At 64.2% G+C, this 13,070-nt stretch carries 12 protein-coding genes; 7 read left to right on the top strand and 5 right to left on the bottom strand.

The genetic code is table 11. The features are described from left to right. Positions 1 to 35: 35 nt before the first annotated feature. Positions 36 to 1,304 carry a tyrosine-type recombinase/integrase gene (locus B9N43_RS09905; protein ID WP_012584714.1) on the top strand — a complete coding sequence of 423 codons (1,269 nt, stop codon included), beginning with the start codon at positions 36 to 38 and terminating at the stop codon, positions 1,302 to 1,304. Between the two features lie 16 nt (positions 1,305 to 1,320). On the opposite strand, the gene B9N43_RS09900 is transcribed toward B9N43_RS09905, so the two are convergent. Continuing rightward, complete coding sequence (locus B9N43_RS09900; protein ID WP_261379305.1) at positions 1,321 to 1,641, bottom strand: hypothetical protein; 321 nt, start codon at positions 1,639 to 1,641, stop codon at positions 1,321 to 1,323. A 441-nt stretch (positions 1,642 to 2,082) separates the two neighbouring features. Between B9N43_RS09900 and B9N43_RS09895 the strand changes: the two genes are divergently transcribed. After that, positions 2,083 to 3,231 (top strand): cytochrome P450, encoded by a 1,149-nt coding sequence (locus B9N43_RS09895; protein WP_012584715.1) that lies wholly within the window; start codon positions 2,083 to 2,085, stop codon positions 3,229 to 3,231. Between the two features lie 97 nt (positions 3,232 to 3,328). Here the strand turns inward: B9N43_RS09895 and B9N43_RS09890 are convergent, their stop codons facing one another. Further along, a complete protein-coding gene (locus tag B9N43_RS09890; RefSeq protein ID WP_012584716.1) occupies positions 3,329 to 3,955 on the bottom strand; it encodes a LysR substrate-binding domain-containing protein in 627 nt (208 codons plus the stop codon). 105 nt (positions 3,956 to 4,060) lie between these two features. Here B9N43_RS09890 and B9N43_RS09885 point away from each other — a divergent pair, with 105 nt between their 5' ends. Then, the gene (locus tag B9N43_RS09885) at positions 4,061 to 4,360 is read left to right on the top strand and encodes a helix-turn-helix domain-containing protein (RefSeq protein ID WP_012584717.1); all 300 of its coding nucleotides are present in this window, start codon (positions 4,061 to 4,063) and stop codon (positions 4,358 to 4,360) included. A gap of 26 nt (positions 4,361 to 4,386) precedes the next feature. Here B9N43_RS09885 and mobH read toward each other — a convergent pair whose 3' ends face one another. The 3 genes from mobH to B9N43_RS09870 all read right to left on the bottom strand — a co-directional run bounded on the left by mobH (position 4,387) and on the right by B9N43_RS09870 (position 8,047). Next, positions 4,387 to 6,237, bottom strand: coding sequence for a MobH family relaxase (gene mobH, locus B9N43_RS09880; protein WP_145842043.1), 1,851 nt, complete (start codon positions 6,235 to 6,237; stop codon positions 4,387 to 4,389). A 204-nt stretch (positions 6,238 to 6,441) separates the two neighbouring features. After that, a complete protein-coding gene (locus B9N43_RS09875) occupies positions 6,442 to 7,296 on the bottom strand; it encodes a nucleotidyl transferase AbiEii/AbiGii toxin family protein (protein ID WP_145842042.1) in 855 nt (284 codons plus the stop codon). Then, the gene (locus B9N43_RS09870) at positions 7,289 to 8,047 is read right to left on the bottom strand and encodes a type IV toxin-antitoxin system AbiEi family antitoxin domain-containing protein (protein ID WP_012584720.1); all 759 of its coding nucleotides are present in this window, start codon (positions 8,045 to 8,047) and stop codon (positions 7,289 to 7,291) included. The genes B9N43_RS09875 and B9N43_RS09870 overlap by 8 nt, the downstream gene beginning before the upstream one ends. A 225-nt stretch (positions 8,048 to 8,272) precedes the next feature. On the opposite strand from B9N43_RS09870, the gene B9N43_RS09865 reads away from it, so the two are divergent. From B9N43_RS09865 to qatC, 4 genes are read left to right on the top strand one after another with little or no spacing between them, the layout of a single operon-like run. Further along, positions 8,273 to 8,881 (top strand): poly-gamma-glutamate hydrolase family protein, encoded by a 609-nt coding sequence (locus B9N43_RS09865; protein ID WP_012584721.1) that lies wholly within the window; start codon positions 8,273 to 8,275, stop codon positions 8,879 to 8,881. Then, on the top strand, positions 8,878 to 10,821 hold the full coding sequence (gene qatA / locus B9N43_RS09860) for a Qat anti-phage system ATPase QatA (RefSeq protein WP_145842041.1): 1,944 nt from the start codon (positions 8,878 to 8,880) through the stop codon (positions 10,819 to 10,821). Before B9N43_RS09865 ends, qatA begins: the two co-directional genes overlap by 4 nt. Continuing rightward, positions 10,821 to 11,705, top strand: a complete 885-nt coding sequence (gene qatB, locus B9N43_RS17685; protein ID WP_012584723.1) for a Qat anti-phage system associated protein QatB — start codon at positions 10,821 to 10,823, stop codon at positions 11,703 to 11,705. The genes qatA and qatB overlap by 1 nt, the downstream gene beginning before the upstream one ends. Then, positions 11,702 to 13,069 (top strand): Qat anti-phage system QueC-like protein QatC, encoded by a 1,368-nt coding sequence (gene qatC, locus B9N43_RS09850; RefSeq protein ID WP_012584724.1) that lies wholly within the window; start codon positions 11,702 to 11,704, stop codon positions 13,067 to 13,069. Before qatB ends, qatC begins: the two co-directional genes overlap by 4 nt. Position 13,070 lies beyond the last annotated feature (1 nt).

Genomic DNA, 13,070 nt, shown 5'->3' with positions numbered 1-13,070 from the left:
TGTATATCGAACCTCCTGAGAGGTGATATACACAGATGGCCATGAACCTGCTCTCGGCCCGCAAGGTCGAGACCATCCTCCCTCAAGCAGAACCGTACTGGCTCAAGGATGGAGGCAGTCTCTTTCTGTACGTCACGCCCAACGGCAGCAAGCTGTGGCGCTATCGCTATCGGCTTGGCGGCAAGCCTGCGATCTACGCGATCGGCAAGTACCCCGCGGTGTCGCTGGAAGCCGCGCGCAACGAGCGGGATCGCGCGCGGGAACTCGTCAAGAAGGGCGTGCATCCCGTCGTGGAGAAGCGGATCAGCATCTCCACCCAGCTCGAAAAGGGCGACAATACCTATGAGGCCGTAGCGCGCAGGTGGATGGCAAGCAACGTGCAGTGGAGCGAGGGTTATGCCGCGCAGGTCAAGCGCACCATGGAGAAGGACGTCTTTCCCAAGGTGGGCAAGCTGCCGATCAGCTCGGTTCGCACCGCGCATTTGCGTCCGCTCATCCAGGGCGTTGCCGAGCGTGGTGCCGCCACTGTGGCGATCCTGATCAGGCAATGGTCTAGCCAGCTCTTTGCATACGCGGCAGGTGAGGAGCTTTGCGACAGTGATCCGACGGCGCTGCTGAAACGGTCGGTCAAGCGCCCGCGGGTTCGCCACCATCCACCGCTGGCGTGGCAGGACATTCCCAAGTTCCTGAGCCGTGTGGATGATGCGGGCTATCGCGTCACCGTCATCGCGCTGCGGTTGATGGCTCTCACCTACGTCCGTACGGCCGAACTCCGCAAGGCGCACTGGTCTGAGTTCGATCTGGACAATGCAATCTGGACAGTGCCGGCGGGTCGCATGAAGATGCGGCAACCGCATATCGTTCCGCTTTCGAGGCAGGCCACCGTGCTCTTGAAAGAGCTGCACACGCTGACAGGTGGAGGGGAGGTGCTGTTCCCCAGCTTCCGCAAGCCTGGAGAGGTGATGTCAGCCACGACGCTCAACAAGGTGCTGGAACGCATGGGCTACGGAGGCCAGTTTTCCTCGCATGGCTTCCGCGCGACAGCGACCACACTGCTTGGCTTGTTGAGCTATCCCGAGAATCGCGTCGACCTGCAACTGGCGCACTCGAAACGGAAGAAGGATTCCTCGCGCGCACCGTATGACCACACCAAGTACATCGCCTCGCGCACCATCATCATGCAGGATTGGGCGGACATCCTTGATGTGCTGGCCCGTAGCGACTCGATGAGCAAGATCATGGAAGCCTTCGGCCCGCTGTCGAAGCGGCGCAGGGCGCTGCTGAGAGTCATCGAACGAGAGTGATGCCTGCGAGATGCGTTCAGGATATTGAGCGAGCGCGCCGGACGAACCTTGCCCGCGAGCCTGCCAGGGGAACGTCAGGCCGCAGCAGATAAACCATGACGATCGTCGGCGCACCAGCCGGTGGTCGCAACGCGATGCCTCTGCGCGAGTAGCTGGTGAGTCTTGCGGTCGGCGCAATGGCGATCCCGTACCTTGCGGCAACAAGCGTCATCGCCACGTCGAAGGTCTCCACCGTTTTCTCTCGGCCCTGCAGCGCGTTCTCGAACACACGCTGAACTGTCATTCGCCGTGGCTCCCCGGCCGTGGACTGCGAGCAGATCAAGAGCTGCTTCAGCACTTCCTGGCCTGGACTGTGTGTAGGCCGGATCGCAGGCACCCGTAATGTATGACCGCTTTGTGGCCGCGCTGACGTGCGGTCGCTCCTGGCCGCTATGTGCGATCTCCATAACGGCCAAAAGCGGACGGGCGTCCTCACGCTGGTCGGCGGGCGTTAGAATGTGAGCACAAGCTATCGGCGACGTCGGCAGTCTCGGATTGTGTTATCGTCGGGAACCCGACGCTGAAGCGCGCTCCCATCAGCTGTCCAGCGCTGGTGCCGGGCCGACTCCGGTCCAAGACCGTCCGGTACCGCCACTCCAACGACGGGGCAGCGGCGCAGGTGCTGCTTGACGAATCGCCTCTTGGCGGAGCCGCTCGGGTGGCAGCGACGGCTATTTGTTCCTACGTAATGACCTGGGTATCGACCGCCGTCTGCCTGGGGCGCAAGGAGGGGGTAGGGATGACCGATCACATGCCCGACGACGTGTCTGCCGCCGGCAGGGACCTGAGGGCCTATACCGACGAGTTGCGTCCCCGGCACGGCGTGGTGCGCAACGTCCATGGCGAGTGGGTGCTGCTGAGGCACGAGCTGGTCGTGCAGGCTGCGCTGAGTGATGATCGGTTTTCCAGCGCGGTGTCGAGCCAACTCCACGTCCCGAATGGCATGGACTCAACCGAGCACACGGCATACCGGGAGGCCCTGGACCGCTTCCTTACCCCGGAGGCGCTCACCCCCTTCCGTGAGAGATTCCGTCGGGTGGCGGCCGACTTGGTCGCGTCGCTGCCCAGGGGTGTCGCCATCGACGCCGTGTCCCAAGTGGGCGTTCGGTTTGCCGTCCGGGCGCAAAGCGCGTGGCTGGGCTGGCCGGCTGATCTCGAAGATCGCCTCGTGGACTGGGTTGCCGAGAACCATGCCGCGACGCGCTCGGGCGACAGGTCCTGGACGCGGCAGGTGGCGGAGTCGTTCGACGATCTGATCCGGTCGGTGCTCGAGCCGCGCCGCGGGGCGCGCGAGGACGACACTGACGATGTCACCGTTCGGCTCATGCGGACCGAAGTGAACGGCCGGCCCCTGACCGACGCAGAGATCGTGTCGGTTCTGCGGAACTGGACGGGAGGGGACCTGGGCTCCATCGCGCAGTGTATCGGCGTGCTGGTTCATTACTTGGCGACGCACCCCGCTGTGCAGGATCAACTGCGCTCGGGCGTGCCTGACGCCGAGATCGATGCCATGATCGACGAGATCCTTCGGATCGATGATCCGTTCGTATCCAATCGGCGCGTGACGACGTGCCCCGTCACGATCGGCGGCGTTGAACTGCCGCAAGGGGCACGCGTGAAGCTGAACTGGACCTCCGCGAACCGAGACGAGACGGTCTTTGGCGACCCCGACGCCCTGGATGTGGAGCGCAACGCCGATCGAAACCTGGTGTACGGCATCGGAAGGCACGCGTGCCCCGGGCGCTCGCTGGCGACGCTGGAAATGCGCATCGCGGTACAAGAACTCCTCGCCGCAACGTCGTCGATTGCACTTGAGCCACAGCAACCGGCCGAACGGGCGGTATCTCCAGTCGGTGGGTGGGCCAAGGTGGCGGTTGTGTTGGCGTAGCCCCGGTTGCCTTGCATGGCAATCGTCGGACTGCCTGATCAGCAACAGTGGTATCCGCCGGGCACAACTTTGCCACGTAGCTGCGGCACTCGAGGCATCAGGACACGCTGCGAGCGCGTTGAATGAACCTGGCCACGGGTTCGGTCAGGCGCGCACGTGGATACAGGAGATAAGCCATCACGACGGTTGGTGCGCCAGCCAAGGGTCGCGCGGCGATGCCGCGGTTCGCGTAGCCGGCCAGCTTCACCGACGGCGCAATGGCGATCCCGTACCCGGCGGCAACCAGCGTCATCGCCACATCGAATGTCTCCACCGTTTGCTCCCGCTCCTGCAGCGCGTTCTCGAACACGCGCTGTGCGGTCATGCGCCATGGTTCATGAGCCGTGGATTGCGAGCAGATCAAGGGCTGCTTGAGCACTTCCTGGCACGGCACTTCACGGTAGGCCAGCAGGTGGGAGCGCTTGGCCACGGCGACCGCCAGCGTGTCATGCCACAGCGGTTCGCATACCCAGCCAGGCCACTGCCGGGCAACCGCAGACAAGGCGAAGTCGAAGCCGTCGCCCGGCAGCTCCGCGCCTCGACCGGGATCTGTCCACCCGGCCAGGACGGCATGGGTCTCCGGCTCTTCGGCACGCTGCAGGGCGAGCACGTCGGCGAGCTGGGGAGGCACCCATTCGCCGAGGACGGCCATGCGAATTTCGGCGGTGATGTCACTCGATTCCACGTCCAGCTCCCCCAGGCGGTGAACTCGTGGCAACTGATCTCGAAGCCGTTGGATGAGTTAAGTTTAACGTGGTTTAAATCGTGACCGTGTTCGACGCTCTTGGCAATGCCAAAGCGTTCGATCCAAAGGGGCCGCCCCACCGGCACCACTACCTACGAAGCGGAACCAGCCATCGCGTTTGGGGCTGCCGTGCGGGAAGAAAGAACCAGCCAGGGCATCGCTCAGGAAACGCTGGCCCACATGGCCGGCATCGAACGGTCGCACATGGGCAAGATCGAGCGCGGCGAGCATGTCCCCACGCTCCCTCTCATCCTCAAGATTGCCCGTGCGCTGAAATGCAGTTCCGCCCACTTGATGACGCTGACCGAAGCCAAGCTGGCGGAGTCGGCCCCATCCGCAGATTGAAGCCGGCCCGCACAGCGGTCGCATGCCTACGCCTGATCGTCGTCCTTGGTCCCAAGGGCTGAATCTTCGCGCTTTGCGGCCTCGTTGAGGAGCCGCAGGTATGGGTTGTCTGGCGGCGCTTCCCGGAACAGCGCCTCCGGGCTGGCGAGCAGGTAGCCGTGCAGCCGGCGCGACTTGCGCGGCCCCGTGACTTCGCAGGTCCAGATGTTCAGCCCGCTCGGCTGCTTGCGGTGCTGTCCCAACTTCTCGAAGCGCTTCTGCACCCACTGCCACCCCTCCAGCTTCTCCTGCTTGGCCAGCGCGGCGACTTGAAGGTACTCCTGCGCGTAGCGCTGGAACACGCCGGGGCTGACGAGGTAGGTCGTACCGGCGACGGTATGCACCAGGGCCTTGGCGTCGTTGATGATGAGCTTGCGCGTCTGGATGCTCTGACGCAGCCAGGCCATGAAGTGCGCCCCGGAGGGCTCCGCGCGATCCTGGGCAGGCGCGAGGCCCATCTGCGGCGGGGGCACGGTCGAAGGGGCCGGCTCGGGCTCGGCAACAGGGGAACTCGGGATCTCCGGTGCCGGGGGTGGAGCGGTGTCGCCCAGCAGGTCGAGCAGCGCGGCCACGCCGGTGTCCATGGCTGCGGATGCGATCGGCGTCGTGCTCGCGGATGCAGCTTCGATGCCTTCCGCGCGCGGCCCATCGGGCACCGCCGGCGCCTGCGGCGTCGGCTCCGCTTGTTCCTCTTCGACCTGCACACGGCCTGCGAACGGCGCCGGCCGGTCGGCGGCATCCCAGATTACCGCCGGCGAGAGTTTCAGGAAGGTGAAGGCGTGCGACCAGCCGGTGTCGCTGGTGACAGCAGCCTTCCAGATCGCCTTGCCATCCGGGGTCGGCTGCACGATGCCATGATCCTGCAGCACATTGAAGACCGCCGTATTGTTCGCCGGGATACCGTCGACGCCCTGCGACAGCAGATGCGCGCGCAGCTTGTCGGAGACGGTCTTGCTCACCAGCCACAGCGCGTCCTGGGTCAGCCAGCCGTCCGCCGGCCCCCCATGGTTCAACTTGAGCTCTTCCTTGAGCAGGTAGCGCAAGCCGTCGAGCAGTTTGCGTTGCAGCGCATGCCGGGGCGCCGTCAGCGCCTTGCTGGGATCGCCGCCGAGTTCCTGGGCGACCGATGCCTGGTCGGCCTGCACGACCAGTTCGCCGAGCGTGCCAGCGTGCTCGTACTGACCGGCCAGCACGTACAGCAGCGCGGCCCAGAGGTCGGGATAGCCGCTGAGCCAGTCGAAGATGTCCCGATCGAGGAGGTGTGCGTAGAGCAGCCCTGTGGCGGCGCTGTGCAGGCGGTACTCACGCTCCTTTCGGTAACGGAAGCGGTACGGCTTTCGCAACGGGCCGTGCCAGGGATGCCAGATGCTGCCGTCAGCGTGCTCGACGTGCAGATCGACTGCAATCTTGCCGATGTCGTGCAGCAGGGCCGCGTAGGCCGTGCCTGCGGTCCAGGCTTCGGCCTGGGCCGCCTGTGCCTCGGGCGTGACGCCGGCAGGCAGCAGGTACGACTGCCGCAATTTCAACGCATAGGCGACGATCTCCAGGCCATGATCCAGCATGCCGCCCGGATAGGCGTGGTGGTGGTTCTCGGAAGCCGGGAACTGCTGGACAAGCTCGGCGTAGCGCTCAAGTGGGGCGAGGTAGAGCGTGGCGAATTGTCGGCGCGAGAGCGATGTACGCTGCCAGATGTGTTCCAGCAGTTTCTGCCGACGCGGCGTGGCCAGCAGCGATGCGGCCGACTCCGGCCGCATCAACCCTTTCGGAGCTTCGATGGCGGATGTGGGCGGTGTGCCGGTGGTGGGTGGCACCCGTTTGCGCTGGAACAGCGAGAGCATCGCGAACCCCGGATGGAGGGCTGCTCGAGGGCGCCTTTTTGGCCTTTTCAGGATAGGGCCTTTCCCCTTGGGGCCCTTCCTTTGCCCCTTCCCAGCCCTTTGGCCTTTGTCGGAAGCCTTTGGGTATAGGGCCGCTGCTGCGCAGGCGCCACGATGAATGCGGCATGGGGCAATCCCGGCAAGTGGGGCGCTGCGGGACGCTCGTCAGCTCTGGCCCAAGCCGGTGTCGAGGGCGGCGGATTGCGCTGCGAAGTCGTCGGGACGGCGCTTGCGGAAGGTTTCGAGATTGGCGAGCTTCCAGCGCAGTGCCGGCAGTTGCGCGGCGTGCTGGCACTGCACCAGCGACCAGTCCGGTTCTGCGCGCGCCAGCCCGCTCAGAAACTGCTTGTGCGCAGTGCTCAGTCGCTGTGGCAACTCGCGCCGCAGCCTGGCGCGAGCATCGAGCAGCACCTCCAGGGAGCAGCCCACTTCGGTCATCCCGACAAAGGCCCGCTCGTACTCGCCGGCGATGTCCTTGTCGTTGCCGAACAGCACTTCGTGGGGCGGCCGGTTGTGGCCCGCCAGATAGATCACGAAGCACTCGACCATGCCGTCGCTGATGTCGCCCGACTCAAAGAGCTGCCACACGTCGAATAGGTCGCGCGGGTGCTGCCGATCCAGCGCGGCCACCAGCTTGCTGGCGCTCAGCGGCCGCCGCTCGACGGGCAGCACGCTGCCTCGGAACACGACGTTGACCTCGATCTTCACCTGGCTGGCGTCGTTCTCGACGATCAGCTTGGTGTCTCCCAGGTCCTTGGCGCGAACCAGGCGTGTCTGCACGCCCAGTGGTGCAACGCGCATGGCGATGGCGGCCAGCTCCTGGTTGATGGCTTGCAGCGCTTCGTCGCGCGGCGTCTGCCACGGGAGGTACACCACGTCGATGTCCACCGACAGGCGCGGCATGTCCCGCACGAAGAGGTTGATGGCCGTGCCACCCTTCATGGCGAAGATATCGTTGGCGAACACGTCGGGCGCGACGGCCAGCAGCAGGCGAACGGTGTCCGCGTAGGTCTTATCCATGGGGTTTCAGGCTCAGCAAGGTGCCGTCATCGAGCCGGCTCATCCAGCGCGCGTTGCTGCCGGTGCGAACCGGATACTGCTCGAGCAGGGCATCGACATCCACGAGGCGGGTTTCGCGCGCCCAGGTGAGGAACAGGCGCACGGCCTTCACGCTGACGCAGCAGGACAGCAGTTGCCCGAGCAAGTCCTTGCGGGGGGAGCGCAGTCCATCAAAGATGTTGCGGGCCTCTTCGAGGCTCTGCTTGACACCGGCCTCGTAAAGCAGCTCCAGAACGGCACGCTCGGAGGCTGCCACCCGCAGCTCGTCGGGGAGGCCAGGCGGCGTGGTCAGGGTCCTGCCGGCCAGCGTCGCGTCCGGCCAGTCGAACAGACGGGCGTGTACGTAGCGGGCCGGAAAGCGCGAGGTGAACCAGGCCGGCAACGCGAAACGACCGTCGCCCCACAGCACCAGCGTCTCCCGGCTACCCAGGTTGTGCCGCACGCCCTGCAGGGCCAGGGCGCTCTTGCCGCCGACGTGCAGGCCGGGCACGCGCTGCTGCAGGAACTTCAGCGCACCGTAGACCCCAAATTCATCGTTCGGGAAGGCATAGACGCCATGGGCCAGGCGCACGAGCCACCCGCCGTCGGCATAGTGGGCGGCGAGCTGGGGCGACACCCCGAACTGGCTCAGGGTGGCAAGGTCGAACGGCGCCCCGCGGGGGAGTCCCGCCTGCAGCCCCTTGATTACTTGGTGCCTAGAATTTCCATCCATGTTATAAAGATAGCACGGAATCCAATCAGCCCTAGAGTCATCGCTAGAACGCGCAGAGAAAGTAGCATAAGGTTTGATTTTCAATGAAAAATCTAATCGCCCTGCGACCCAAGCCAACCCGGCTCGGCCAGCCGTATCCTTCGAACGGTGGCCTGATGCCTGAGCCGCTGTGCCCAATCTTGCTGGCATCGCTCCAAGGACCGGCGCTCCCAGTCGAGGGGCGCGATGAGTAGCCTTGCCGATGGATATGGCGGCTATGCCGACTTAGCCAGCGCGCAAGCCGAAGGAACGGACTACAGGGTGCATGTACGCCCGTTCGCCGGATCATCCATCGCCGTCATCGCACCGCATGGCGGAGGTATTGAGCAGTTCACGTCGGACATCGCGCGAGCGGTCGCTGGCACGGACACCAATCTCTATCTGTTCGAAGGAATTCGTCAGGCTGGCAACTACGCTGCACTTCATCTGACCAGCCACAAATTTGATGAACCGCGCTGCCTGGCACTGCTATCCGCCTGCGACCACGTGGTCGCGATCCACGGCTGCGGCGGCAAGGCACAGCGCGTCCTGATGGGCGGCCTTGACGACTCATTGAAGATATCCATCGGACAAGCCATTGCTCGGCTTGGTGTGGAAGTCGATCTGAAGGGACACTCGTTCCCGGCAACGGATCCGAACAACATTTGCAATCGGGGACGGCGCGGTCTTGGTGTGCAAGTTGAATTGACCCTCGGTCTCAGGCTGCATGGGCCGCGTGATGCGGTGTCCGCAGCTATCCGCTCCGTACTCTTGAACTTGCCAAACGAACTGCCAGGGGGAGATCAACGCCGATGATTCTGACCGACAACGAAACCCGGGTCGACCTGCTGAACAACGAGGCCATCGCGACCACGATCATCGAGTTGCTTCGCGCCAGGCCCGACCATCCGGTGACGATCGGCGTGCATGGCGACTGGGGTGCGGGCAAGTCCAGCGTGCTCGAAATGATCGAGGCGGGGTTCGCCGACAAGGACGAAGTCCTGTGCCTCAAGTTCAACGGATGGCGCTTTCAAGGCTTCGAGGATGCCAAGATCGCCCTGATCGAGGGGATAGTCACGGGCTTGGTCGAGAAGCGTCCGGCCCTGAACAAGGCCGCGGCCGCGGTCAAGGATGTCTTCCGGCGCATCGACTGGCTAAAGGTGGCGAAGAGAGCCGGCGGCCTCGCCCTGACCGCGTTCACAGGCATTCCGACACCCGATCAAATCGGAGCTATCGTCGGCTCGCTCGAAGCGGTGATGGCGGATCCTGCCAAGCTCGCCACGAAAGAAAACCTCTCGACGGCGATCGACGAGGTGAAGGCCGTGCTGAAGCCGGGCGAGACAAAGAATGTGCCCGAGGAAGTGGAAGCGTTCCGCATGGCCTTCGACCAGCTCCTGAAGGACGCGGGGATCAAACAGCTCATCGTCCTGATCGATGACCTCGACCGCTGCTTGCCAGACACCGCCATCGAAACGCTCGAAGCGATCCGGTTGTTCGTGTTCACCGCCCGGACGGCGTTCGTCGTCGCGGCCGACGAGGCGATGATCGAGTATGCGGTGCGCAAGCACTTTCCCGATCTGCCGGACAGCACCGGACCGCGGGACTACGCACGCAACTACCTCGAAAAGCTCATCCAGGTCCCATTCCGTATCCCGGCGCTGGGCGAGACCGAGACACGGATTTACGTCACGCTGCTGCTGGCCGGCGCCGAAATCGGTGAAAACGACGCCGACTATGCGAACTTGATTGGCGTGGCGCGTGAGAAGCTGAAGCGTCCTTGGACCAGCGGCGGTTTGGATGCGGCGACCGTCAAGACGGCGCTCAGCAAGCAAGCCGAGAAGGCGAACAACGCACTTGCCCTCAGTGACCAGATTGGCCCCATCCTGGCGAGCGGTACGAAGGGCAACCCGCGTCAGATCAAACGCTTCCTCAACACGCTGCTGCTGCGTGAGCGTACTGCGGCCGCGCGCGGATTCGGGGACGATATCAAACTGCCCGTGCTCGCGAAGCTCATGCTCACTGAGCGCTTCATCCCGAGGCTGTTCGAGCAGATCGCGTTTGTCGCCGCGGTCCACCCGCAGGGGCTATGCGAGGACCTCGAAACACTTGAAAAGGGGCTGGCGACGGCCGACGGTAAGGAATCGCAGGGCGGCGAGCGGAAGGGACAGAGAGCCGGCGAGCCAGGGCCCGCGCTTGACAACGCCGTGTTGACTGAATGGCGGTCGTCAGAGACGGTGTGCGACTGGGCGCGCCTGTCACCCAAACTCTCGGGTCTCGATCTACGCCCCTACTTGTTCGTGACAAAGGACAAGAAGGACTACTTCGGCCCGGTGTCCGTGCTGGGTCACTTGGCCGGCGTGGTGGAGAAGCTGTTCAGCGGCAAGATGACCGTCCAGGGCTATGAGGCCGAGTTGAAGCAGCTCGTGCAGCCCGAAGCGGAGAAGGTGTTCGAGGCCGTGCGCACCAAGATCATGAGCACGGGCACCTTCGACACCAAGCCCGCGGGTGTTGATGGACTTGTCGTCCTCGTGAAGGCGCAACCTGGCTTGCAGGGCCGGTTGATGGACTTCTTGGAAGCATTGCCAAGTGGCAAGTGTGGCCCATGGGCTGTCAGCGGCTGGCAGGGTGTCATCAAAGATGCCGAATGCGCCGCTCGTCTGACAAAGCTGCTGGGCGAGTGGAGCAAGGTCGCCAATAACCCCGGCCTCAAAGCAAGCGCCGAAGCGGCCCTCAAGGACGTAAAGGGAGGACGCTGATGGGCACTTCGACAGCTTACGGTGGCCCTGGCGGCGGCACTCCGCTTGTTCCATCATGGCTCGGCGGCGCTGATGGCGGTGACGCTCCCGCTGCTCCTGCAGGCACGGGAGCTGGACCGGACGGCCAGCCACCGGCCGACGGCGGCGCGCCGCCTGTGCCGCCAAATCACCTGCCAATTCCAAGAACGGCAGACCCGCAGCGTTTCTCCGGCGCCCGCAATTGCTTCACGCGATTTGCCGGTTCCGGCGGCACTGACAGGGCCAACCTTGGCCGGGCCGTTTCAAGATACGTCTCCACATCCGCCGGCGGTGCCCGGCAGGCAGCCCAGCGAATGGGAGCCTCTCGCAGTGCCGGCGCGCGCCTTCTCGGCTTCCTGGTTGACGCGCAGGCGCGGGGGGTGCGCGAGGCCTTGCGCGCGCTCGACTTGGAGTCCCTGGCAGGTCGCCCGATCACCGAGATTTTCGTGGGCCTGGCCGACTACATCTGCCCAGGCGCAGGCACCGTCGATGAAGGCGTCGCCCGTGAGGCTTACATCGAAACCGTCGTTGAACTGGCCAGCGAAGGGTTGACTGACCTGACCACTTTCACGCCGGATCAGATGCAAACGGTCTTCGAGCTGTACGCCACGCATGCGATCGAAGCGCGGATCTGCAATGACATCGGCACCAAGGCCGTGACCATGCCGGTGGACGCCCAAGCGGCACACCGCGTCGAACAGCAGTTGCGTGACTTCATTCGGGGCGGGGTGAGCGACGCGCTGACCCGGGCCCGGGCGGAGTCACCGAATCTCACGCCCGAACGCATTCAAACCTTCGTCGACACCGTGTACGAGTCCGCGTTTGCGATCCTGCAGGCCCTGGGGGATGCGGAGGCCAACCAATGAAGCGACAACTCTTGGCGGGGCGCTTCGGCCCCGATGACCACGTTGACGTTCCGGTCGGTGTGGATGAACAGAGGACCTACTTGCAACTCGCCGCTGGCGAGAAGTCCCTGGACCATGGCATCGGTGGTGCGCTAACCAGCTTGAAGAAGATCGGCGTCTTTCCCTCGGAGATTGGCATCGACCTGCTAGTGCTGGCTGCTCACGTGCATGCCGCGGACACGCGCATCTCGCGAGCTGAGCAATCGCAAGACTCCTGGACGCGCGAGATTCGTCTGGTTGTTCCGGTCAGTGATCCGGTTCGTTGGGGAACTGCGACAGCGATGCTGAAGAAGTCGCTGGATTTCTTGACGGGAGATCGATGGACGATCGGGTTCAGGGCGCGTCCGGCTCGGTTCGCGACGATTGCTGAGGAGGCGCCCCCGAGTCTTATCTGTCCACCCTTCGACTCCCTGAGCCTCTTTTCGGGCGGGCTGGACAGCCTTATCGGCGCCATAGACCTCTTGGAGGACGGCGCGACCCCATTGCTGGTCAGTCACTTCGGTGAAGGCGCCACCAGCGACGCGCAGGGCAAGTTGCTTACGGGCTTGAAGAAGCACTACGACAGGTCATCCTTCGAGCGGCTACGCGTCGGAATGACCTTCGACGATGGCCTCGTGGAAGGAGTCGGCTCGGAGAACAGCACGCGGGGAAGATCGTTCCTGTTCCTCGCGCTCGGGGTGTTCGCTGGTACTGGACTAGGACGACGCTTCACGTTGCGGGTTCCCGAGAACGGGCTGATCGCTCTGAATGTGCCGCTGGACCCACTGCGGCTGGGCTCGAACAGTACCCGCACGACGCATCCGTACTACATGGCAAGGTGGAACGACCTGCTCGGCTCACTCGGCATAGACGGGGAGATCCTGAACCCCTATTGGGACAAAACGAAAGGGGAGATGGTCGCGGGCTGTCGCAACCCAGCACTCTTGAAGAAGTTGGCGACGGACTCTCTGTCGTGTTCCTCCCCCACCAAGGGTCGGTGGCAGGGACTCGGAATCGAGCACTGCGGGTATTGCTTGCCGTGCCTGATTCGCCGTGCGGCGCTGATGACGGCATGGGGCAACGGAAACGATGCGACTACGTACACCGTGCCGGACCTCCGCGCGCAGCCACTGGACACGCGCGAGTCGCCCGGAAAGCAGGTCAGGTCGTTTCAGTACGCAATCGAGCGCTTGAAAGGGCGACCGCAGCTTGCGAACCTCTTGATCCATAAACCCGGCTCGCTTGCTGACGAAGCCGCGCACCTCGATGAACTCGCCGATGTCTACCGGCGCGGCCTTGATGAAGTCGCCCGGCTCATCGATGGCGTCGAGGCGCGGCCGAGTTGAC

Origin of the sequence: Denitratisoma sp. DHT3, from assembly GCF_007833355.1 — a bacterium.
In the GTDB taxonomy this organism is placed as follows: domain Bacteria; phylum Pseudomonadota; class Gammaproteobacteria; order Burkholderiales; family Rhodocyclaceae; genus Denitratisoma.
Note: the sequence above shows the minus strand (reverse complement) of the source record. Positions and strands in the feature narration are given on the sequence as shown.

What these genes read in the sequence shown, in the direction of transcription:
- B9N43_RS09875 (WP_145842042.1), bottom strand. Translation starts at nt 7,296, where the DNA reads ATGGATAAGACCTACGCGGACACCGTTCGCCTGCTGCTGGCCGTCGCG.
- B9N43_RS09885 (WP_012584717.1), top strand. Translation starts at nt 4,061, where the DNA reads ATGCCAAAGCGTTCGATCCAAAGGGGCCGCCCCACCGGCACCACTACC.
- B9N43_RS09870 (WP_012584720.1), bottom strand. Translation starts at nt 8,047, where the DNA reads ATGGATGGAAATTCTAGGCACCAAGTAATCAAGGGGCTGCAGGCGGGA.
- B9N43_RS09905 (WP_012584714.1), top strand. Translation starts at nt 36, where the DNA reads ATGGCCATGAACCTGCTCTCGGCCCGCAAGGTCGAGACCATCCTCCCT.
- qatB (WP_012584723.1), top strand. Translation starts at nt 10,821, where the DNA reads ATGGGCACTTCGACAGCTTACGGTGGCCCTGGCGGCGGCACTCCGCTT.
- qatA (WP_145842041.1), top strand. Translation starts at nt 8,878, where the DNA reads ATGATTCTGACCGACAACGAAACCCGGGTCGACCTGCTGAACAACGAG.
- B9N43_RS09895 (WP_012584715.1), top strand. Translation starts at nt 2,083, where the DNA reads ATGACCGATCACATGCCCGACGACGTGTCTGCCGCCGGCAGGGACCTG.
- B9N43_RS09865 (WP_012584721.1), top strand. Translation starts at nt 8,273, where the DNA reads ATGAGTAGCCTTGCCGATGGATATGGCGGCTATGCCGACTTAGCCAGC.
- qatC (WP_012584724.1), top strand. Translation starts at nt 11,702, where the DNA reads ATGAAGCGACAACTCTTGGCGGGGCGCTTCGGCCCCGATGACCACGTT.
- mobH (WP_145842043.1), bottom strand. Translation starts at nt 6,237, where the DNA reads ATGCTCTCGCTGTTCCAGCGCAAACGGGTGCCACCCACCACCGGCACA.